General features: G+C 68.8%; 20 protein-coding genes and 2 pseudogenes. 12 read left to right on the forward strand and 10 right to left on the reverse strand.

The genetic code is table 11. The annotated features are described in order from the left end of the window. Window positions 1-324 precede the first annotated feature (324 nt). Complete coding sequence (locus ACGFWE_RS01570) at window positions 325-1,746, forward strand: PP2C family protein-serine/threonine phosphatase (protein ID WP_393597074.1); 1,422 nt, start codon at window positions 325-327, stop codon at window positions 1,744-1,746. Here ACGFWE_RS01570 and ACGFWE_RS01575 read toward each other — a convergent pair. Beyond that, a pseudogene (locus ACGFWE_RS01575) lies at window positions 1,731-1,874 on the reverse strand (ANTAR domain-containing protein); the annotation flags it as partial. The gene ACGFWE_RS01570 and the pseudogene ACGFWE_RS01575 sit on opposite strands and share 16 nt — an antisense overlap. Window positions 1,875-2,172: 298 nt before the next feature. Then, a complete protein-coding gene (locus ACGFWE_RS01580) occupies window positions 2,173-2,634 on the reverse strand; it encodes an SPW repeat protein (protein WP_352385248.1) in 462 nt (153 codons plus the stop codon). Between the two features lie 313 nt (window positions 2,635-2,947). Between ACGFWE_RS01580 and ACGFWE_RS01585 the strand changes: the two genes are divergently transcribed. Then, window positions 2,948-3,148 carry a hypothetical protein gene (locus ACGFWE_RS01585; protein WP_352385246.1) on the forward strand — a complete coding sequence of 67 codons (201 nt, stop codon included), beginning with the start codon at window positions 2,948-2,950 and terminating at the stop codon, window positions 3,146-3,148. Between the two features lie 38 nt (window positions 3,149-3,186). On the opposite strand, the gene ACGFWE_RS01590 is transcribed toward ACGFWE_RS01585, so the two are convergent. The 5 genes from ACGFWE_RS01590 to ACGFWE_RS01610 form a co-directional block, all read right to left on the reverse strand. After that, on the reverse strand, window positions 3,187-3,765 hold the full coding sequence (locus tag ACGFWE_RS01590; RefSeq protein ID WP_393597076.1) for a hypothetical protein: 579 nt from the start codon (window positions 3,763-3,765) through the stop codon (window positions 3,187-3,189). A gap of 161 nt (window positions 3,766-3,926) precedes the next feature. Further along, window positions 3,927-4,304: a hypothetical protein gene (locus ACGFWE_RS01595; protein WP_352385244.1), complete on the reverse strand. Its 378-nt coding sequence runs from the start codon at window positions 4,302-4,304 to the stop codon at window positions 3,927-3,929. After that, window positions 4,301-6,019 carry a cytochrome c oxidase subunit I gene (gene ctaD / locus ACGFWE_RS01600; RefSeq protein WP_393597078.1) on the reverse strand — a complete coding sequence of 573 codons (1,719 nt, stop codon included), beginning with the start codon at window positions 6,017-6,019 and terminating at the stop codon, window positions 4,301-4,303. The genes ACGFWE_RS01595 and ctaD overlap by 4 nt, the downstream gene beginning before the upstream one ends. Before the next feature lie 308 nt (window positions 6,020-6,327). After that, window positions 6,328-6,918 carry a hemerythrin domain-containing protein gene (locus ACGFWE_RS01605; protein ID WP_352385240.1) on the reverse strand — a complete coding sequence of 197 codons (591 nt, stop codon included), beginning with the start codon at window positions 6,916-6,918 and terminating at the stop codon, window positions 6,328-6,330. A gap of 11 nt (window positions 6,919-6,929) precedes the next feature. After that, window positions 6,930-8,129, reverse strand: a complete 1,200-nt coding sequence (locus ACGFWE_RS01610) for a hypothetical protein (RefSeq protein WP_352385239.1) — start codon at window positions 8,127-8,129, stop codon at window positions 6,930-6,932. A gap of 764 nt (window positions 8,130-8,893) precedes the next feature. On the opposite strand from ACGFWE_RS01610, the gene ACGFWE_RS01615 reads away from it, so the two are divergent. The 3 genes from ACGFWE_RS01615 (at window position 8,894) to ACGFWE_RS01625 (ending at window position 12,746) form a co-directional block, all read left to right on the forward strand. After that, window positions 8,894-9,505, forward strand: a complete 612-nt coding sequence (locus tag ACGFWE_RS01615; protein ID WP_393597081.1) for a TetR/AcrR family transcriptional regulator — start codon at window positions 8,894-8,896, stop codon at window positions 9,503-9,505. Between the two features lie 44 nt (window positions 9,506-9,549). Beyond that, a complete protein-coding gene (locus tag ACGFWE_RS01620; protein ID WP_393597083.1) occupies window positions 9,550-10,221 on the forward strand; it encodes an enoyl-CoA hydratase-related protein in 672 nt (223 codons plus the stop codon). Window positions 10,222-10,388: 167 nt separating this feature from the next. Further along, complete coding sequence (locus ACGFWE_RS01625) at window positions 10,389-12,746, forward strand: alpha-L-fucosidase (RefSeq protein WP_393597085.1); 2,358 nt, start codon at window positions 10,389-10,391, stop codon at window positions 12,744-12,746. Between the two features lie 310 nt (window positions 12,747-13,056). Here the strand turns inward: ACGFWE_RS01625 and ACGFWE_RS01630 are convergent. Continuing rightward, a pseudogene (locus tag ACGFWE_RS01630) lies at window positions 13,057-13,400 on the reverse strand (glutaredoxin domain-containing protein). A gap of 359 nt (window positions 13,401-13,759) precedes the next feature. On the opposite strand from ACGFWE_RS01630, the gene rox reads away from it, so the two are divergent. The 3 genes from rox (at window position 13,760) to ACGFWE_RS01645 (ending at window position 16,852) form a co-directional block, all read left to right on the forward strand. Next, on the forward strand, window positions 13,760-15,253 hold the full coding sequence (gene rox, locus ACGFWE_RS01635) for a rifampin monooxygenase (protein WP_393597087.1): 1,494 nt from the start codon (window positions 13,760-13,762) through the stop codon (window positions 15,251-15,253). Window positions 15,254-15,557: 304 nt separating this feature from the next. Further along, entirely contained in the window at window positions 15,558-16,022 is a 465-nt protein-coding gene (locus ACGFWE_RS01640; RefSeq protein WP_393597089.1) for a hypothetical protein, read from the forward strand. A gap of 206 nt (window positions 16,023-16,228) precedes the next feature. Further along, on the forward strand, window positions 16,229-16,852 hold the full coding sequence (locus ACGFWE_RS01645; RefSeq protein WP_393597091.1) for a TetR/AcrR family transcriptional regulator: 624 nt from the start codon (window positions 16,229-16,231) through the stop codon (window positions 16,850-16,852). A 49-nt stretch (window positions 16,853-16,901) separates the two neighbouring features. On the opposite strand, the gene ACGFWE_RS01650 is transcribed toward ACGFWE_RS01645, so the two are convergent. Next, window positions 16,902-17,510 carry a TetR/AcrR family transcriptional regulator gene (locus ACGFWE_RS01650; protein ID WP_393597093.1) on the reverse strand — a complete coding sequence of 203 codons (609 nt, stop codon included), beginning with the start codon at window positions 17,508-17,510 and terminating at the stop codon, window positions 16,902-16,904. A gap of 92 nt (window positions 17,511-17,602) precedes the next feature. On the opposite strand from ACGFWE_RS01650, the gene ACGFWE_RS01655 reads away from it, so the two are divergent. The 3 genes from ACGFWE_RS01655 (at window position 17,603) to ACGFWE_RS01665 (ending at window position 19,537) form a co-directional block, all read left to right on the forward strand. After that, window positions 17,603-18,343: an SDR family oxidoreductase gene (locus ACGFWE_RS01655; RefSeq protein WP_352385224.1), complete on the forward strand. Its 741-nt coding sequence runs from the start codon at window positions 17,603-17,605 to the stop codon at window positions 18,341-18,343. Between the two features lie 49 nt (window positions 18,344-18,392). Continuing rightward, entirely contained in the window at window positions 18,393-18,737 is a 345-nt protein-coding gene (locus tag ACGFWE_RS01660) for an ester cyclase (protein WP_393597095.1), read from the forward strand. Window positions 18,738-18,850: 113 nt separating this feature from the next. Continuing rightward, the gene (locus ACGFWE_RS01665) at window positions 18,851-19,537 is read left to right on the forward strand and encodes an SDR family NAD(P)-dependent oxidoreductase (RefSeq protein WP_352385221.1); all 687 of its coding nucleotides are present in this window, start codon (window positions 18,851-18,853) and stop codon (window positions 19,535-19,537) included. Between the two features lie 97 nt (window positions 19,538-19,634). Here the strand turns inward: ACGFWE_RS01665 and ACGFWE_RS01670 are convergent, their stop codons facing one another. Continuing rightward, a complete protein-coding gene (locus ACGFWE_RS01670; RefSeq protein ID WP_352385219.1) occupies window positions 19,635-20,006 on the reverse strand; it encodes a helix-turn-helix domain-containing protein in 372 nt (123 codons plus the stop codon). Between the two features lie 83 nt (window positions 20,007-20,089). On the opposite strand from ACGFWE_RS01670, the gene ACGFWE_RS01675 reads away from it, so the two are divergent. Beyond that, entirely contained in the window at window positions 20,090-20,998 is a 909-nt protein-coding gene (locus ACGFWE_RS01675; protein ID WP_393597097.1) for an NAD(P)-dependent oxidoreductase, read from the forward strand. Window positions 20,999-21,046 lie beyond the last annotated feature (48 nt).

Genomic DNA, 21,046 nt, shown 5'->3' on the forward strand with positions numbered 1-21,046 from the left:
GATGAACCTGTGAGGGGGCTGTGAATTCCCGGAGAAGACTGACATCGCGGACGCGTTCTTGTCATGCAAGCCTCAAACCAACGGCTTGAATTGATCAGGCACGTCAGGCAAATCGGTACACACGGCGGCCGGTTTTCGGCCTCGTCGAACGCCGTGTGCAGCCCCCTGCGCTCCCGGTTCACCGTGGTCCCCCGGGCACCGGCTCGCAGTTCCCGCCCCAGCGGAAGTGAGATGTTGGCGCGGGCCGTGGTGGGTACTGGAGAGAAGCGACTATCGGGTATCTCGGGTATCGGTGAGTATTCGCTGCGCGATTGCCGTGCGGAGATGAGGGCAGTGGTGGCGGATCACGAGGAAGCGGTGCAGGGCATGCTGGCCGATCTGCTGATCGGCAGCCACCTGATGTCGTTCGAGCGCATGCCCTCACTGGTGGCCGAGAACGCCGCGCGCGCCGGATTCAGTGACGTGCGGATCTATCTCGGTGATCTCCAGCGCAACGTCCTTCGCCTGCTCACCGGCAAGGGCCTGGACGCCGCCCAGGACGCGCCCGAGGGGATCGCGGAGCTGACCGTGGAGGGCACCGTCGCCGGCCGCGCCTATCAGTACGGCCGCATGATGGCCACCGGTGATGTCCGCCCCGGCGCCCACGGCTGGTGGGTGCCGCTGCTGGACGGCGCGGAGCGGCTCGGCGTGCTGCATGTGACCTCCCCGAGGGACGACGCGCAGACGCGGCGGGACATGTACGCGCTGGCGTCCCTGGTGGCCCTGCTGGTCATCAGCACACGAGACGTCAGCGATTCCTACGCCCGCTTCAGCAGAGTGAGGCCGATGAACGTCGCCGCCGAGATGCAGTGGACCCTGATGCCGCCCCGTACCTACGCCGACGGCCGGGTGGTCATCGGCGCGGCGATGGAACCGGCGTACGAGGTCAGCGGCGACGCCTACGACTACGCCGTCGCCGACAACGTCGTACACCTGTCGATGTTCGATGCGATGGGCCATGACACCGCGGCCGGCATCACCGCCAACCTCGCCCTGGGCGCCTGCCGCAACAACCGCAGGCAGAACACCCCGCTGTCCGCCCTCGGGGACGCCGTCGAACAGGTCCTGCTGGAACAGTTCGGGACCAGCCGCTACGTCACCGGCATCCTCGCCGACCTCGACACCTCCACCGGCATGCTGACCTGGGTCAACCGTGGCCACCATCCGCCCATCGTGATCCGCGGCGGCCGATGGACGTCCCTCCTGCGGTGCCCGCCCGCCCACCCGATGGGCACCGACCTGCACCTGCCCACCACCGTCTGCCACGAGCAGCTCCAGCCCGGCGACCGGCTCGTCCTGTACACCGACGGCATCACGGAAGCCCGTACCGCCGAAGGACGGGAGTTCGGCGTGCACCGGTTCATCGACTTCCTCGTCCGCCACCACGCCGACCAGCTCTCCGTCCCCGAAACCCTGCGCCGCCTCATCCGCGCCCTTCTCAAGCACCACGACGACCGGCTCCACGACGACGCCAGCCTCCTGGTGTGCGAATGGCTCGGCCCCGACACCCACCTGTCCCGCGCCGCACCACTCGCCGGAATCCCGCTGCCGACGACCACAGCTGACGGCTACGGGCGGGGGCCGGGGGGCGAGGGGTCGGGTGGGTCCCGCGGCGGTCTGCCGAAGCTTGCGACCAGACCGGTGCACACATCGAAGAGAGTGAGTCTGCGGTCGCGGGCGGTGGCACGCAGCATCTCCCGTGCCTGAGCACTGGTTCGGTGCCGCTGGGCCATGACGATGCCGACCGCCTGGTTGATCACACGGTGTCGGCGCAGTGTCTGCTGGAGATGGGCTGCAGTGGAGGCGTCGGCCCAGCCGCCGTCGGGGAAGGCCATGACGATCCGTTCCGCGGGCCGGTCGGCCCGCTGCCGGGACAGTGGAAGCGGTCACCGAGGTCCACGGGTTCCTACCTCGCAGGGCCACATCCCGGCGTACGGTCGACACCCAGCCCCCCAGAGGGAGGCTTGGGGAAATGAGCCGTACACCCCCACAGTCCTCCTACGACGGCACTCCGCACAACCACGGCGTTCCGTGCCCGTGCCGGTACGCGGACGACCCGGTACCCGGGCGCAATACGCCCCGGTACCGGGTCACTCAGGTCGTTTCCTCCGATCGATGGGGCGCCGCGGGACGTCAGCTCCGGCCGGCGCCGTACGACATCGAAGCATCGCGCTCCTCGCCGCGCCGCATGCCGCCGGCGAGGGCGCTGGCCGCCAGCCCCAGCAGCAGTCCGATGGCGCCCACGATGATGTTGCTGACCTCCGACCTGGTGGTGCTGACGTCGCCGGCCACGACCCACGGGGCGACGATGGTCCACAGGCCCAGCGCGCAGGCGGCCCACGCCATGCTGTGCGTGCGCTCGTAAGCGCGGCCGAAGCCGCCGCTCAGCAGCAGGGCGTACGCGATGCCGACGATCAGGTTGTTGACGGCGAGCGTCGACAGGCTGTTGAAGCCGGCGATCCAGGGCGAGGCCGCCAGATACACCCCGGTGAGGAAGGCCAGCGTCTCGACGGCCTGCGCCATTGGGGTGGTCGTGGCGTGCTCCGCCATCTCGTGGCGCCGACGCATGTCGAGCAGGTCCGGATGGGTTTCCATGGACGAATGAGGAGAGGTGGTCATCTCCGCACCTCCGATAGGGGACGGATGGGGTCTTACTGGGCCGCCGAGTACCCCGGGCGACGAGATGAACCGCCGATTCCACATCACGTCTGGGTGTCGGCTCCGCCGCCAATAAAAAGGGGGTCGGCTCGGCGGCTCGGCCCCTGGGATGGCCCGGCTCTTCCGCGCGCCGAGTCGGGTGGCTTGATGCGAGGAAAGGGGTACACGGCTCGCAGACTCTCGAGCCGGATGGACGTCTCCCATGACGGCCACGCCACGCCGACATCCTCACCCGACAGAAAGGCCGGTCATGACCGAGCAGTCTGCGTCCGACGAAGCGCAGGACGAGCAGTACCAGGAGAGCACTCCGGACGACAACGCGGACCCGTCCGGAGGTGACGAGCCGTCACGGTCGACACGTCCCTCGCCGGAGGACGACGGGCAGGCGCCGGACGATGACGAGGAGCAGCGGCGCAGCAAGGAATGGGAAGCCGGCTGGTCCGGTCCCTGAGAACTCGACCTGGTTGGTCATCGACGCCGCTGACCGACTCAGGCCCCGAGCTGGGCCACCATCGTGTTCAACGTGCCGGCCAGCACGTCCAGTTCCCGACCCGTCGGGGAGTCCGTTCCGATCCGGTGGGCCAGTTCCTCGGCGGACATGACGTCCAGTGCGCCCGCGTACCGGTCGGTGTCCCGTTCCGCGGCGGCGATCACCTGGGCGTGGCCCTCGATGAGCACCAGCGTGGCGGAGTCCCCGCGCGCCGCGAGCAGTTCTCGTACGTGGTCGCGGGTGACCGGACCGGACGGCCCGGGCCGCTCGGTGTTCTCGACTCCGGCCAGGGGTGCGTCGTCCGTCGTTCCACCCGGTGGCCCATAGCCCTCGGCGGCGCTCGCCGTCCCCGGCACGATGCGGCTGTGCGCCCGGCTCTCGGCACCGGAGTGCGCACCGGGCTCCTCCTCGCTGCGCGCCCGCGCGTACCGGTCAGGACTGTCGGGCAGCGCTCGCTCCCCTTCCGCCTGGGAGGGAGTCGTCCGGGGCGGGCCCGAGTCGGGGCGGGCTTCCGCGGGCTCGTTCGGCATGTCGTCGTCCCGTTCGCCTTCGGCCTGGGACGGTGTGTACTCGCTCATCGGGGCCCTCTACAGGATCATCCGGTGTTTCGGCGGGCCGATCCGCCGGGCACGAGTGTTCGGACCGGTGCCCGACCGCACGCCTGCGGTGACGTGTGGATCCTCCCGTGGGCGTGCCGGGTGCCCGCCGCTCCCGCCACGAAACGGGGCTGCCGGCGCGCCTACCGCGCCAGCACTCCCGCCGCGGCACCGAGACCCGTGGCGCAGGCCAGGACGGTGGAGACCAAGGCGGCATGGCGCCTGAGCAGTGCGCGGCGCAGTTCGCCGTAGCGGGTCTCGTACTCCTGCCGCAGTTGATCGGCGCGCCGGGCCGTGTCCTGGAGCATGTGACGGGTGAGCTCAATGCGCTGGTCCAGGTAGTGGTGGGTGAGCGCCTCCGCCTGGGCGATGGTCAGCCAGGGCATACGGGCGCACAGTTGCTCGGCTTCACGGCGGGCCTTGTCATGGTGGCTGCGCAGCAGGAGGTAGCCCTCGGCCTCTGCGGCGAGGGGGGTCGTGACCTGGCCGGGTCGCGCAGCACGTGCCTGGTTTCCGATCATGACCGTTGACCCTCGTGTCCTGGGGCGTCGATGGCGTCGCGTCTGCCGGAGTGCTGTTTCTGGTCGTGTCGGGCGATCTCGGGGTGGTGGATGTCGAAGGCGGGGGATTCGGAGCGGATGCGGGGCAGGGCGGTGAAGTTGTGGCGTGGGGGCGGGCAGGAGGTGGCCCATTCCAGGGAGCGGCCGTATCCCCAGGGGTCGTCGACCTCGATGCGCTTGCCGTACTTGGCGGTCTTCCACACGTTGTAGAGGAAGGGCAGGGTGGACAGGCCCAGCAGGAACGCGCCGAGGGAGGAGACGGTGTTCAGGGCGGTGAAGCCGTCGGCGGCCAGGTAGTCGGCGTAGCGGCGGGGCATGCCTTCGGCGCCGAGCCAGTGCTGGACCAGGAAGGTGGTGTGGAAGCCCACGAACAGCGTCCAGAAGTGGATCTTCTCCAGGCGGTGGTCGAGCATGGTGCCGGTCATCTTGGGCCACCAGAAGCTGAAGCCGCCGAACATCGCGAAGACGATGGTGCCGAACAGCACGTAGTGGAAGTGCGCGACCACGAAGTAGCTGTCGGTGACGTGCCAGTCCAGTGGCGGGGAGCCGAGGATGACGCCGGTCAGGCCGCCGAACAGGAAGGTGACCAAAAAGCCTGCCGCCCACAGCATGGGGGGTTCGAAGGACAGGGAGCCCTTGAACATGGTGCCGATCCAGTTGAAGAACTTCACCCCGGTCGGGACGGCGATCAGGTAGGTCATGAAGGAGAAGAACGGCAGCAGGACCGCGCCGGTGGCGAACATGTGGTGCGCCCACACGACGACCGACAGACCGGCGATGGCGATGGTCGCGCCGACCAGGCCCATGTAGCCGAAGATCGGTTTGCGGGAGAACACCGGGATGATCTCGGTGATCACCCCGAAGAACGGCAGGGCGAGGATGTACACCTCGGGATGGCCGAAGAACCAGAACAGGTGCTGCCACAACAGCGCCCCACCGTACTGCGCGTCGAAGACATGCGCCCCGAACTTGCGGTCGGCCTCCAGCGCCAGCAGGGCCGCCGCCAGCACCGGGAACGCGAACAGGACGAGTACCGAGGTCAGGAGCACGTTCCAGGTGAAGATCGGCATGCGGAACATGGTCATGCCGGGACCGCGCATGCAGATGATGGTGGTGATGAAGTTGACCGCGCCCAGGATGGTGCCGAACCCGGCCAGCGCGAGTCCCATGATCCACAAGTCGGCGCCGATGTAGCCGCTGCGGATGGGGCCGCTGAGCGGGGTGTAGGCGGTCCAACCGTAGTCGGCGGCGCCCTGCGGGGTCAGGAAACTGCCCAGGACGATCAGTCCGCCGAACAGGAACAGCCAGTAGGAGAACATGTTCAGCCGGGGGAAGGCGACGTCCGGGGAGCCGATCTGCAGCGGCATGATGGCGTTGGCGAACCCGGCGAAGGTCGGGGTGGCGAACAGCAGCAGCATGATCGTGCCGTGCATCGTGAACGCCTGGTTGTACTGCTCACTGGACAGGAACTGCAGCCCGGGACGGGCCAGTTCCGCCCGGATCGCCATCGCCAGCGCCCCGCCCACCAGAAAGAAGCAGAACGAAGTGATCAGATACAGATGCCCGATCTTCTTGTGATCGGTCGTACTCAGCCAGGACACGATCACCTGGCCGCGGCTCCGGCGGTCCTCGGCCGCCGGAGCGGGAGAGATCGGTTCAGTGGTATGAGTCGCCATCACAACCCCTCGATGAAAGCCAAGGTGGGCCGGCGCCGCCGACGGTCACCGTGGCGGCCGGACAACCAGTCATGGGCAACGTAATCCCAGGAAGCCGGAGCGATTCCTGCCTGGAGCCGGCCTTGCGCCACATGGCCGGTCCGGCCATTCCTTTGGACTACAGCGGGCATCACCGGCGGCTGCCCCGCCGCTTCTCCGGTCCGGGCGTGGGGCCGAGCCCGTCCCGTGCGCATCGAGGACGTGGGCCTGGGGGCGCACCGCACGAGGACGGTGTTCCCCCAGGTGTGGACTGCATCTACCGCCGTGGGTCAGCCGTTGCCCATGGCCTTGCGGACAGCGTCCTTGGTGCGGTCCATGAGGGCGGCCACCGGGCCGAGAGCAACGTTGGCCGCGCCGGACTCGATGCCGGGGTGGGGGCGGGTGGGGGCCATCGCCTCGGCGGCCTTGACGGCCTTGGCCATGGCGGCGAGGTTCGTCAGGTCGGTGCTGCGGCGGATGTGGGAGAACTCGTAGCGTTCCTCCGCCCGCGCGTGCTCCTGCACGTCCGTGCGCAGTTGCCTCAGCAGGGGCAGGAACCGGGGATCGTCGGTGTCCATCTCGTCCAGGGACGACAGCGTCTCCTTGGCGGCCTTCTCCTCGGCGAGGCGGTCCTCGACGACCTGCCGGCCACCGTCCACCGCCCTCCGCACGAAGGGGTGCACGACCTCCTCCTCGGCGGTCTCGTGCACCGCGAGCAGGCGTACGAGACGACGGAACGCCTCGCGTCGCTCCTCGCCCTGGCTCTGCTCGACCTCGTCGAAGAGGTTGCGGATGTCACCGTGTTGACGCATCAGCAGGGCCACCACGTCCGTGTCCTCGGCCCTGTCGTCGCCGGCCTGCGGGGTGCGCAGTTCGGTCATCTCGGATCCCCTCACTTCTCGCGCATGGCGGGGTCGGGGTGCTCACCCTCGGACTGGACGCGGTACTCACGGCCGAACATCTCGTCGTGCTCCGCGATGACCTGCTCACTCGGCGGCTGTTCACCGCCGTGGATCTGCTCCTGCATCTTCTCGAACCGCTCGTGCGCCTCGCGCACATAGCCGGCGCCGAGCGTGGTCAGGTCCATCTGCGTGTCCAGCAGCTCCCGCAGGTACTGCTTGTTCGGCTCGAACGTGAGCACGTTGGGCAGCTCGGGGGCCAGGACCTCCTGCGGTTCCCGGCCGTCGTGACGGCGCATCAGATCGCAGGCGGTGTGCAGGTGCTCCAGCTCCATGTTCAGGTGCAGCTCCCAGATCGCCTTGACCTTGGGGTCGCTTTCCTGCTCCATGAAGGAGTAGTACAGGTAGCACTCGTTGTACTCGTGGTTGACCAGCTGCTCCCACCACGTCTCGCCCGGGTCCACCAGGGACTCGTAGTGCGTGACGTGCTCCTCCTCGATCAGCCCGATCTCCTGGTAGAGCCGGCGGGCGATCGGCTCCATGTAGGTGGGGCCGGTGTTCATGTAGAAGTTCATGGTCTGCTGCTCCGCCGACATGATCGTCAGCGCGTGCAGCTTGGACAGCGGGTTCGTGGCCGTCGTGTCGTACGGGTCGCGGACGTTGTCGTACGGGTCACGGTGGTGGAACTTAGTCGGCCGCCCGGGCATGACCTCCGTGAGGTTGTCGACGATCGACTCCGCCTTGCGGTGCTCGATCATCTCGTAGAGGTTGGCGTACCGGTACAGGTGGTCGAAGTCCTCCAGCACCCCGAACTGGTACGCCTGCTTCAGGTACGGGTCCGGCTCCATCCGCGCGACCCAGGCCGTCAGGTCCACCGCGACCTGCTCGTAGGCGATCGTCGTTTCCAGTACCGACGACACACCCGGCAGCAGCCAGTTGACGACCTTCTGCTGCTGGGCCTCGATGTAGCGGGTGCGGGCGAGCTGCCGCTTCACCTCCGGGTCGACGGTGTTGCGGGCCAGCTGGTGGCTGAAGAGGATCGCCTCCACCTCGATGCCGTTCATCGTGATGATCCGGCAGCGGGTGTAGGGGTCACAGCGGTCGGGGTCGATCGGCTCCACGTTCAGCTCGCGCCAGTTGCGCAGCTGGCGGTCCAGCGGGATACCCCGCTGTTCCAGGGGGTTGAAGGTCATGACAAGCGCTCCTTGCGACGGGACGGGCGGGTGCAGTACCCCCGACGCCGTAGTGCGTGTTTCGGTACCAGGGAACCGCCGTCAGGTTTCAGCCACCCGGCCGTTCCGGCCACCGCACACGTCCGGACGGCCGCATCCCTCCGCCGTTCGGATGGCCCGAGCGCCGCACGCCGAGCGGTCCGGCGGGCGCTGCGGTAACGCCCACCGCGGGGCAGGTCCTGGGGGCAGGAGCCACTTCGGTGCCGGAGCTGGACCCTGGAGGCCGACGGCGCCCAACGCGGCAGGACCCGGCGCACCCTCCATGACGCCGCCACTCGTGTGGGTGATGACAGACCTACGGTCCGGCGAGACGCTCTGCGGAACGTCGAAAACTTCTTCCCGACCACAGACCACTTCAGGGCCCGGTCCGTCCAGCGCGCGTCCCGGGCTCGCGCCATGCGGCGGCACCGCCGTACCGCAGGGGCCGCGCCGCCGACACGCCGCCTGCTGGCTGAGCGGGAGCGCCAGCAGGCGGCCGTCGCCGCCAAGCACCCACCGACGTACGAGGGGAAGGTCGGCGGACGCCGCGCGCGGCGAGGCAACCGAAGGCGGCGTGTGCCGCACGGCCTGGTGCTGACCTGTCAGGGCGTGCCGACATACCCGCTCCAGCCGAATGCCGTCGAGCAGGGCGACTCTTGTCTTGCAGGTTCTATGGCTTACCCCCTAAGTTACCGACAGGTAGCCCCCTTCGGGGCGGTGCTACGCCGTCGAAGGGACGTGGGCGGGTGAGTCCGCGCAAGAGTGACACCCGGGACCGGATGATCCTCAGCGCCGCTGCTCTGCTGCGCGAGTACGGTGCGAGCGCGACCAGCATCGACCGGGTCCTCGCCCGCAGCGGCGCCCCTCGAGGCTCGGTGTATTACCACTTCCCCGGCGGGCGGGCGCAGCTCATCGACGAGGCTGTGGCACTGGCGGGGGACTTCATAGCCGGTCTGATCGATGCCGCCCTGCAGGCGGACGACCCGGTGCAGGCCGTCGACGCGTTCTTCGCGCTGTGGCGTGATCGGCTCGTGGAGAGCGACTTTCGGGCCGGCTGTCCGATCGTGGCGATGGCCGTCGAGACCAACGACGACGCACCCCAGCTCGCCCGCTCGGCCGCCGCCGTGTTCGCCCGCTGGCAGGAAGCCCTCGCGGGACTCTTGCTGCGGCACGGCCTGGGCGAGGAACGCAGCCGCAGACTCGGCGCCTTCATCATCGCCTCGGTCGAAGGGGCGGTCGTCATGTGCCGGGCCGAGCACAGCACCGCCCCGATCGAGGCCGCCGCCGCCGAGATCCACGACCTGCTCCGCCACGCCCTGCGCAACCGCCCGGGCGCAGAACCCGGGCCCCAGGCCTGACCCGCAGCCCCCTGCCACTCACCGCACAGCTCGAAGGAGTCGCCATGCTCTCGCTCGACCGTCAGGACAACGTCTTCGTCCTCGACCTCGGAGACGGTGAGAACCGCTTCCACCCCGACTGGATCGCCGCCGTCGGGGCCGCGCTCGACGAGGTGGAGAAAGCCGAGGGTCCGCGCGCCCTGGTCACCGCCGCCACCGGCAAGTTCTACTCCAACGGGCTCGACCTGGAGTGGCTGTTCGCGCACGCCGACCAGCACCAGGACTACGTCGTCTCCGTCCAGGAGCTGTTCGCGCGGCTGCTGTCGCTGCCGGTCATCACGGTGGCCGCACTGCAGGGGCACACCTTCGCCGCCGGCGCGATGCTCTCCCTCGCCCACGACTTCCGCGTCATGCGCGCCGACCGCGGCTACTGGTGCCTGCCCGAAGCGGACATCAACATCCCCTTCACCCCCGGCATGGCAGCCCTCATCCAAGCCCGGCTCACACCTCGAACCGCTCACGAGGCCATGGTCACCGCCCGCCGCTACGGCGGCGCCGACGCCGCGGCCGACGGCATCGTCGACCGGGCGACCGGCGAGGACGCCGTGCGCTCCACCGCGATCGAGCTCGCCCGGTCGCAGGTGAACAAGGCCGGTGACACCCTCGGCACCATCAAGGCCCGCATGTACGGGCCGGTCCTGGCCACCCTGCGCGACACCGCCGACCCGCTCGGCTGAGGCGGCACCTCACCTCTTGCGGCCGAGGAGAAGCTCATCAATCGCGGGCAAGCCCTTCCTGAGCGTCGAACCATCCGACCTCTCCTTCAACTCTCTCCCTTGTCCGCCCCATTGACACTCCCCTACGCCTCCCCAATCATCAAGACATCCGATGATTGGGAGCCGCCATGAGTACGTATCCAAGACGTCAAGTCCTCGGCGTCACGGCGGGTGTCGCTGCCTCAGCCGCTCTTCCCTTCGCCTCCGCGACCGACGCACACGCTGCTCAGACGGCTACAACGGCCGCCCAGCAGAGTCGGACGTGGGCGCCCGTGCCCGCTCCGGTTCCCGTCCCCCTCGACGGCCTCTACGACAACGACGGCATCGACACCACATCCGCCCGGGGCGGCGATTTCGACGGCTCCGGCTACACGTTCCCGGGCGAGGAACTCCCGGCGGGCCAGGTGGAGGTGGACGGCGTTCCCTTCGTCTTCCCGTCCTCGGCCGCAGGCGCCAAGAACAACGTCGTCGCGCTCGGCCAGCGCATCGATCTGCCCAAGGGCCGCTACATGGCGGCCTACTTCCTCACCTCGGGGAGTTACGGCAACGCCTCGGGCAAGGCCACGGTGCACTACGCGGACGGTTCGACCACGACGGCCGGCCTCACCGGAGCGGACTGGTACGCGGCGGGCGGTTCGTTGTCGGCGCCGTACCGCTACGGTCCGAGCGGCGCGAAGGACGAACACAGCGTCGGCATCGGCACATCGGAGGTGTGGGTCGACCCGCAGCGCGAGGCGATCGCCGTCACCTTGCCGGTCACCCACGCACCCGAGCCGAACCAGACCTCGCTCCACGTCTTCGCGCTCTCCCTCCAGCCGGTCGCCCAGGGCCGCGCACTGGTCCTGCGCGACGTCCACTCCACGAACTCGCTCCTGACGTCCACCGGCGCCCAGAGCCTCGAGGCCACCGTCGTCAACGCGGGCACCGCCGCCGTCCTGGCCGGTGACAACGTGTCGGTACGGGTCAACGTCCCGGGCGCCCGGACCGTGGAGCCCGCCGCCGTGCGCCGTCTCGACCCCGGCGAGCAGGCTCGCGTACGCATCGGTATCCGCAACCGCACGGGGACGGCACCCGGCACTGCCCAGGACGGGGTGGTGACGGTCACCGGCCGCGGTGCCACGGCCGCCACCCAGCGCAGCCGGCTGTCCCTCGGCGTCGCCGACTACCAGCCGACCGAGACCTCCCTCTCCGGTCACCAGGCGCCGTACTGGTTCCACAGCGCCAAGTTCGGCATCTTCATCCACTGGGGTGTGTACTCGGTGCCCGCCTGGGCGCCGGTCGGCACGCAGTACGCCGAGTGGTACTGGGACCAGATGCAGGACCCGAACAACCCCACGTACGCCCACCACCGGGACACCTACGGCGAGGACTTCGCCTACGACGACTTCATTCCGCGCTTCACGGCGGAGAAGTTCGACCCGCGATCCTGGGTCGAACTGTTCCGGGACGCCGGCGCCCAGTACCACGTGCTGACCTCCAAGCACCACGAGGGATTCGCCCTGTGGGACACCAAGGTCTCCGACCGCAACGCCGTGAAGATGGGCCCGAAGCGGGACCTGATCAAAGAGCTGTTCGAGGCGTCCCGGCGCTACACGCCCGAGCTCCACCGCGGCCTCTACTTCTCGATGCCCGAGTGGTTCAACCCGGACAACCCCTGGATGGGGCACGCCCCGCGCAACCCGTACACCCTCGACCCCGTGCCCTACACCGGATACACCGCGGGCAAGGACTTCGTGAAGGACTATCAGGCCCCGCAGATGCTGGAGCTGATCCATGGGTACGACCCGGAGCTCATCTGGTGCGACATCGGCGGCGCCAACGACAGCGTGCACGTGCTCGCCGAGTACTTCAACCACGCCAAGAACCGGGCCCGTCCCATCGACGTCACCGTCAACAACCGCTCGGGCATCTCCTTCCACGACTTCACGACGCCCGAGTACACGACGTACGACAACACCGTGATCGCCAAATGGGAGTCCAGCCGCGGCCTGGACCCGTTCAGCTACGGCTACAACCAGGCCACTCCCGACGGTTCCTACATGACGACGGAACAGGTCGTGCAGAGCCTGGTGGACATCGTCTCCAAGAACGGCAACTTCCTGCTCGACATCGGCCCGCGTGCCGACGGCACCATCCCGGAGATCATGCAGACGCGGCTGCGCGAGACGGGGCGGTGGCTGCGGACGAACGGCGAGGCCGTCTACGACACCACGTACTGGTCGAAGATGGCGGAACTGGGAGACGACATCCGCTTCACCGTCCGCCCGAACCGGGCCTTCTACATCCACTCCCTGGCACAGCCGGGCTCGCGGCTGACCATCGAGGCGCCGGTCCCTGTCCGCAGCGGGGACACGGTGACGATGCTGGGCCACGACCGGCCACTGACCTGGACCGTCAGCAAGGGCGCGCTGGTGATCGACGTCCCCGCGGCGGCCCGCAAGGCCGGACAGCACGTCTGGGTCTTCAAGGTGAAGTGGAACTCCTGACCGCTCCACCGCGCCCGGCGAACACTGCTCCCGGACGATGACGCACTCCCTGACGCCGGCACTTGGTGTGTCGGCGCCGGGGCGTGCCTCCATGAGCGTGTCAACGGACGGAGCGCCGTTGACGTGACGGCCACGTACCGTCAGAGCATGGACCTGGTCAGCGGTGTCGTCCGCATCGCCTACTCGCACCCCGGGTCCGATCTGAGGCAGCCATGAGGGGTGCGGGATGGGGCGCGCACGTCCGTTCGCTGAAGAACGGCGGCGGCCCGCCCTCAGCTTTGCCGTACCTTTTGGCGCCGGTCGACGCCGGTCACGCGGAACGAGAAAGTTGCTCGCGGACCCATGCTGGATCGGGGTTGGTGTGCGGCTCACCCGCCACGACGACAGTCGGGACGGTCTCGTTGCCGTCGTTGGCCGCCCTCACCACTGCAGCTGCAGCCGGATCGCGCCAGATGTCGACCCAGTGCAACTGATGGGCGCTACGGCCCAGCCGGATGCGCAGTCGAAGGCAGTACTTACAGCCCGGCCGCCAGAAGACGACCGGTCGGCCATCGGCCGCACTGCGGTGCTGAGCCTCCAGCGCGCCGATCGACCCAGCCGCAAGAACTGAGCCGCACAGATCAGCACCAGCGGCAGGACCCAAGCGCGTGTCATGACGACGAAGGTTATCCGTCACGCTTCCGGGACGACGCCTCCAACTGCCTGACCGCGCGCGAGGACGACCCCATCGATCTCGTGGTCGCGTCGTTGTGGAGGCACGGCCGGGTGACATCGCCGGTGGACCTGACTCTCGCCGCCGGCCGTCGACGCGGAGGCGCAGTGGTCGGGAAAAGGGTTGGACGGCGTGATGATCGGGCTTGTAGCTTGCAGTTGACCGTGACACCGCCTGAGGAGGTGAGACCCATGAACGCTGTAGCGATGTGGGTGCTCCCCCTTTCCCGTCACGGCCGGCGATTGACGTAGGTGTCGTCGGGAGCGCCTGGCCAACAAGGCACTCCCGAAAGGCAACACCCATGGACTCTCCGCAGTTCACCGCCGAGCCGTCGTCGGCTTCCGGCACCGATCGCCCGCCCCTCAGGTTCGACTTCGACGTGATCATCGCCGGGTGCGGGCCGACCGGCGCGATGCTGGCCGCCGAACTACGGCTGCACGATGTACGGGTGCTCGTGCTGGAGAAGGACACCGAGCCCGTGTCATTCGTCCGCATCGTCGGTCTCCACATGCGCAGTCTCGAACTGATGGCCATGCGCGGACTGCTGGATCGCATTCGCCGACACGGCAGGCAGCGACCGGCCGGCGGACTCTTCGCCGCCATCAACAAGCCCGCACCCCAGGGCCTGGACTCCCCCCACCCCTTCTTCCTGGGAATCCCGCAGCCCGTCATCGTCGGCCTGCTCGAGGAGCATGCGGCCCAGCAGGGTGCGCAGGTCCGGCGCGGGTGCGCGGTGGCCGGTTGCGAACAGGACGACGAGGGCGTGACCATCGAGCTGGCCGACGGCGAACGCCTGCGCTCGCGCTACCTCGTCGGCTGTGACGGCGGCCGCAGTACGGTGCGCAAACTGCTCGGCGTCGGCTTCCCCGGCGAGCCCTCGCGGACCGAGACGCTGATGGGCGAGATGGAAGTGGGTGTGCCGCAGGAGGAGATCGCCGCCAAGGTGAACCAAGTCCGGGAGACGCTTCATCGGTTCTGGCTCCGGCCGTTCGGCGGAGGGGTCTACAGCGTCGTGGTCCCCGCCGCAGGGGTCACCGACCGCGCGGAACCGCCCACCCTCGAGGACTTCAGACGACAGCTGCGTGCCGTCGCCGGGTCCGATTTCGGCGTGCACTCCCCGCGCTGGTTGTCCCGTTTCGGGGACGCCACGCGGCTGGCCGAACGCTATCGGGTCGGGCGGGTGCTGCTGGCCGGCGATGCGGCACACATCCACCCACCCACCGGCGGCCAAGGTCTCAACCTGGGCGTTCAGGACGCGTTCAACCTCGGCTGGAAACTGGCCGCACAGATCCGCGGCCGAGCGCCGGAAACACTCCTGGACACCTACCAGACCGAACGCCAACCGGTCGCCAAGGACGTGCTGGCCAACACCCGCGCCCAGATGGAACTCCTGTCCCCCGAACCGGGCCCGCAGGCCGTGCGGAAGCTGATCACCGAGCTGATGGACTTCGACGTGGTGAACCGCCATCTGGTCGAGAAGATCACCGCGATCGACATCCGCTACGACTTCGGCGACGGCCCCGACCTCCTCGGCCGCCGCCTGCCCGACCTCGACCTGAAACACGGCCGCCTCTACGATCTGCTGCACCGCGGCCGCGGTCTGCTGCTGGACCGCACCGAGCGCCTGACCGTGGGCGGCTGGGCGGACCGGGTCGACTACCTCGCGGACCCCGCCGCGGCACTGGATGTTCCGTGCGTCCTCCTACGCCCTGACGGCCACGTCGCCTGGATCGGCGACGACCAGCGCGACCTGGACAACCATCTCTCCCGCTGGTTCGGCAGGCCCGTCGACTGATTGAGGGGGAAAAGCACCGCCGAGTGGATCACTCGGCGTCGCGGGCGGACGACCTGCCGGGGATCACGATCACCGGCAGGTCGTTCGTCGCCCGTGTCTCCTGCGACTCTCCTGCGACGGGATGGGAATCGGACAGCTTGTCGGTCACAGTGGACGTACTCGGTCGAGGGCGGGGGGATCCGTGGCGGGGGACGAAAGACGAACGACGGAAGCCCGGCTGTTCGGGATGGAAGCCGTCGTCGTGGCGCAGCCGAAGCGGTCGCGGTGGCGCAGGTACCCGGGACCTGCTCTGACCGTGTCGACCGTGGAGGGGACCCTGCTCGCCCATGTCACGCACACCGACGACACGCACTCGCTCCTCACGAAGGCGTCCGGCGGGTGCCTCGTCCGTATCGAGCAGTTCGAGCCGGCGACGTTCCGCTTCACCGACGACACGGGCCGGGCGGCCGGCACTGCCGGTGCCGGGACATTCATCAGGAGCTGGCAGCTGAGCCTCCGGACGGAGCGAGGACGCCGACTCCTCCTCACGAGGCGGGGCCATCTGTCCACCGAATGGCAGCTCACGGAGACCGATCCCCATCGGAGTCCGGCACCGGAGGTCCTCGGCCGGGTCACGGTGAGCACCCACGACGTATGGATCGGATTGCAGCAGTACCTCGTCGAGACATCCGCCGGCCTGGACGCCGCCGAGCGGCGGACCGTCATCGCCTCGGTCGTGTGTCTGCACCTGCTCCGTCGCCCTCCGGACAGCAGCAGCGCGCCCGCATGAGCCGCGGGCATCGTGCACCCCCGGCCCGCGGCACTGGTGCCGGCAAGAGGCGGCCCAACGGCTCGATCTGTCATCATGGCGAAACGGAACTCCGTTCCACAGAGCGATACGGACACGGGTCCGCAGTGCGATACGGACACAGGTCCGCAGTGCGATGCGGACACAGGTCCGCAGTGCGATGCGACGACAGACGAAGGAGCCTCGGGGTGAGCGACAGCCGCCAGGGCACGGAGAAGGCCGCCGGGTCCCAGCGCAAGGACGTGCGGCGCAACAAGCAGATCCTGCTGGACGCGGCCGGCGCCGTCTTCGTCACCTCGGGTGTGGACGCGCCGGTACGCGACATCGCGGCCCGGGCAGGGGTCGGGATCGGCACGATCTACCGGCACTTCCCCACCCGCGCGGATCTGATCGTCGCGGTCTTCCGCCATCAGGTGGAGACGTGCGCCGCGGCGGGCCCCGCGCTGCTGGCGAGCTGCCCCACCGCCTACGAGGCGCTGGAACAGTGGATCGACCTCTTCGTCGACTTCCTGGTGACCAAGCATGGACTCGCCGCCGCCCTGCAGCATGACAACGCCGGTTTCGAGACGCTGCACGCCTACTTCATCGACCACCTCGTACCGGTGTGCACGCAGCTCCTCGACTCGGCCGCGGCCGCCGGCGAGATCCGCTCCGACATCGGAGGGCTTCAGTTGATGCGCGGCGTGGGCAACCTGTGCGTCGGCGCGGAGAACGACCCCAGCTATGACCCGCGCACCCTGGTCGCACTCCTCGTCGCAGGACTGCGCCGACCGCGCCGGCCCGAGCAGGCCTCCGGCCCGGGTGAGCCGTGATCCATGCGGCCGGCGTGACCGGTGACCAGAAGACGCTTGCCGGGCGGTGTCAGAGGGCGGGCCAGTTGCGCAGGGCGGCGTCGGCCAGCTCCTGGAGTTCGTCGCGGCCCACACCGCTCGCGGCCTGTACGGCGATGCCGTAGGCGAAGGTGGTGACGTAACGGGCCAGCAGCCCCGGATCGGTGTGCGGAGGCAGATCGCCCTCGTCGACGGCCCGCTGGAACCGCTCCCGGATGCAGGAGCAGCCGTCGGCGCGCCAGGCGACGAGGAGGTCACGGGCTTCCTGCCCGGACTCGCTGGTGGACAGGGCGCCCTGGACGCCGAGGCAGCCGTGCGGCTGGGCGGGACGGGTGGTGGTACGAACCGCGCCCGCCAGGATCGCGGTGGCGACGCCGAGGGCGGTCGGCTCATCGAGGGCGCGGGCCAGATAGGCGCTCGGGCCTTCGGTGTAGCGCTGCAGGGCCTTGCGGAAGAGCTCCGCCTTGTTGCCGAAGGCCGCGTACATGCTGGTGGTGGAGATGCCCATCGCCTTCGTCAGGGCGGCCGTACTGGCGCCCTCGTAGCCGTGCTCCCAGAAGAGCAGCATGGCGCGCTCGAGAGCCTCGTCGGTGTCGAATCCTCGCGGTCGGCCCGCGGGGCTTTTCCTCTTCGTCTCCACTCCCGCAGCCTACCTCTTCTGCAGTGACCGCTGCAGAAGTGTTACCGTCGACTTCCGCAGCGATCGCTGCAGAACTCGAAGGGGCCTTTCTCGTGGGACTACTCGAAGGCAAGACCGCTCTCGTCACCGGGGGCAGCACCGGCATCGGCCTGGCCAGTGCCGTCCGGCTGGCGGCCGAAGGCGCGCACGTGTTCGTCACCGGCCGGCGCAAGACCGAACTCGACGCGGCCGTCGAAATGATCGGTTCAGCGGCCACCGCGGTGACCGGCGACATCTCGAACCTCGACGACCTGGACCGGCTCTACGCGACGATCCGCGACCGTGGACAGGGGCTGGACGTCCTGTTCGCCAACGCGTCCGCCGCCAGGCTGGTGCCGTTGGAGCAGATCACCGAGGACCACTTCGACACCCTCTTCGGCATCAACGTCCGGGGCATGCTGTTCACCGTCCAGAAGGCACTTCCCCTGCTCAACGAGGGGGCGTCGGTCATTCTGAACGGCTCCACCAACGTGGACGTCGGCGACGAGGGGCTCGGCGTGTACGCGGCGACCAAGGCCGCCACCCGATCGTTCGCCCGGACCTGGGCCAACGAACTCAAGGGACGCGGTATCCGGGTCAACACCGTGACACCCGGACCGACCGACACCCCCGCCCTGTCGGGACTCACCCCCGACCCGGAAGGGTTCCAGCGGCAACTGGCGACACGCGTGCCGCTGGGCCGGCTCGCGCGTCCCGAGGAGATCGCCGCCGCCGTGGCCTTCCTCGCCTCCGGGCAGAGCAGCTTCGTCACCGGTTCGAGCCTGTATGTCGACGGAGGCCTGAACCAGATCTGAGCGCGCGCGAACCTCGTCACCCGCAACTGCCCCACGAAAGGGTCCTCTCATGTCCGACGGTGATCTGCGCGCCTTCTACCTGCGGTATATCGAGGCGCTCAACGCCCACGAGTTCGACGCAATGGACGAGTTCATCAGCGACCGGACCACCTTGAACGGTGAGCCCGCCACCCGGGACGACCTCATAGCGGTTCAGACGCACGACGTGGACGCGGTTCCGGACCTGCACTGGGAGCTCAATGAACTGCTTTTCGACGGTGACCGTCTGGCCGCGCGGCTGGTCAACACCGGTACCCCGGTGAAGACATGGCTCGGCGTGGCTCCCACCGGGGCTCGTTCGAGATCGCCGAGTACGCCATCTACCAGGTCCGCGACGGCCGGTTCGTCCATATGACCGCCCTGCACGACGGCGGTGAGCTTCTCCGGCAACTGACTGGCTGAGTCTTCGCCACGACAGTCCGGCATCATCAACGGCCCTCTCGGGCCACATGACTTGTGAGGATACGCATGCCCATCACACTGATAACCGGGGCCAACAAGGGCATCGGCTTCGAGACCGCCGGACAACTGCTGGCACTGGGCCACGTCGTCTACATCGGTGCTCGTGACGTCGAGCGGGGCGAGAAGGCCGCGGCCGAGCTCGGTGCCCGGTTCGTACAACTCGACGTCACCGACGACGCGTCGGTGAGCAGCGCGCTCGCCACGATCGACTCGGCCGAGGGCCGGCTCGATGTCCTGGTGAACAACGCGGGCATCCTGGGGAACGGGGCCCTTGACGGGCCCACGGCTCTGCGAGCCTTCGACACCAACGCGGTGGGCGTCGTGCGCGTCACGGAGGCGGCGCTTCCCCTGCTGCGCAAGTCCTCGAACCCCACCGTGGTCACCGTGTCCAGCAGTGCCGGGTCCTTCTGGGCGGTGAACAATCCGGACCGGCCGGAGTTCAATCTGCCGTTGGCGCTCTACTCCGCGTCCAAGGCCGCGGCCACCATGCTCACCGTCCAGTACGCCAAATCCCAGCCGGGCATCAAGTTCAACGCGGTAGAGCCCGGGACCACCGCGACCGACCTCACGGCGGCCTTCGGGATCGGAAGGTCGCCGGAGGAGAGCGCCAAGGTCGTCGTTCGCCTGGCGACTCTCGACGCGGACGGCCCGACGGGAACCTTCCAGGACGAGAACGGGGTAGTGCCCTGGTAGACAGGTGAACGGGGCGGGGGCAGCCTCCGGCCGACTGCCCCGGGACCGTTCCGGCGGGACGTGGTCGAGGCCCGTGAGCGCCGACGCCCCGGAATGCCTAACTGCGTGACGCCTCGGCCACCTCAACCGCTGCGGAGCCTTCGCGGCGTATCCGCTCGGCTCCCCAGGCGCCGAGCGGCTCGAGCGCTCGGTTGAGCGTGTGCCCGTGCTCGGTGAGGGAGTACTCCACGCGCGGCGGCACCTCGGCGTACACCTTCCGGTGCACGAGACCGTCCTCCTCCATCTCGCGCAGGTGCTGCGTCAGCATCTTCTCGCTCACGCCCGGTAAGCCGCGCCGAAGCTCAGCGAACCGGCGTATGCCATGGGCTTCGAGTTCCCAGAGGATCAGTCCCTTCCACTTCCCGCTCACCACGTCGAGCGCGGCGTCGATGCCACAGATGTACGGCCCGCACCTCGGCGGCTTGGCCATCCCCGAACCCCTTACTAAAAGGTAAGTACCGCAGAAAATAGTGGGTACTTCCGACACTAGCCGTGCTCTCCGAGCATGGAGGAGTGAACGAACAACTGCACTCCACCACCGGGCAGAACAGCGCTGTCACCGTGATCGGGCTCGGCCCGATGGGCCGGGCGATGACCCGCACCCTCCTCACCGCCGGCCATCCGGTCACCGTCTGGAACCGCACCGCCGGCCGGGCCGACGGCGTCGTCGCCGACGGAGCGACGCTCGCGGCGACACCCCGCGAGGCGGTCGAGGCGAGCGACCTCGTGATCCTCAGCCTCACCGACTACCAGGCGATGTACGACATCCTCGACAGCGCCACCGCATCGCTCGCCGGCCGCACCCTGGTCAACCTGAGCTCCGACACTCCCGACCGCACACGCGAGGCGGCGAACTGGGCGGCGGGCCACGGCGCCACGTTCCTCACCGGAGGGGTCATGGTTCCCGCGCCGATGGTCGGCACAGAGGCGGCCTACGTCTACTACAGCGGCCACGACCAGGTGATGGAGAACCACCGGGCGACGTTGACACTGCTCGGAAAACCAAGGCATTTGGGCGACGACCCGGGCCTCGCCCAGATGATGTACCAGGCCCAACTCGCGGTGTTCCTCACCACCCTGTCGGCACTGATGCACGCCACCGCGATGTTGGGTACGGCAGGGATGAAGGCATCGGAAGCGCTGCCGGAGTTGCTCTCCTTCACCGACTCGATCGGTGCCATCCTCAGGGCCGGGGAGGAAAGGCCCGGCGCCGCGCTTGACGCCGGACAGCATCCCGGCGACCTCAGCACCGTCACCATGATGGGTGCGACGGCCGACCACATCGTCGAGACCAGCACGTCACTCGGCCTCGACCTCGCGCTCCCGCGGGCCGTGCAGGCCCATTACCGGCACGCGATCGAGAACGGCCACGGCGGCGACCACTGGACCCGCATCATCGACAGCATCCGAGCACCGCACTGACCGACCGCGCCGCATGCGGATAAGCAGTGGAGACCGTTGCGTGGTGCT

It is taken from the genome of Streptomyces sp. NPDC048523 (assembly GCF_043199815.1).
Lineage (GTDB): Bacteria > Actinomycetota > Actinomycetes > Streptomycetales > Streptomycetaceae > Streptomyces.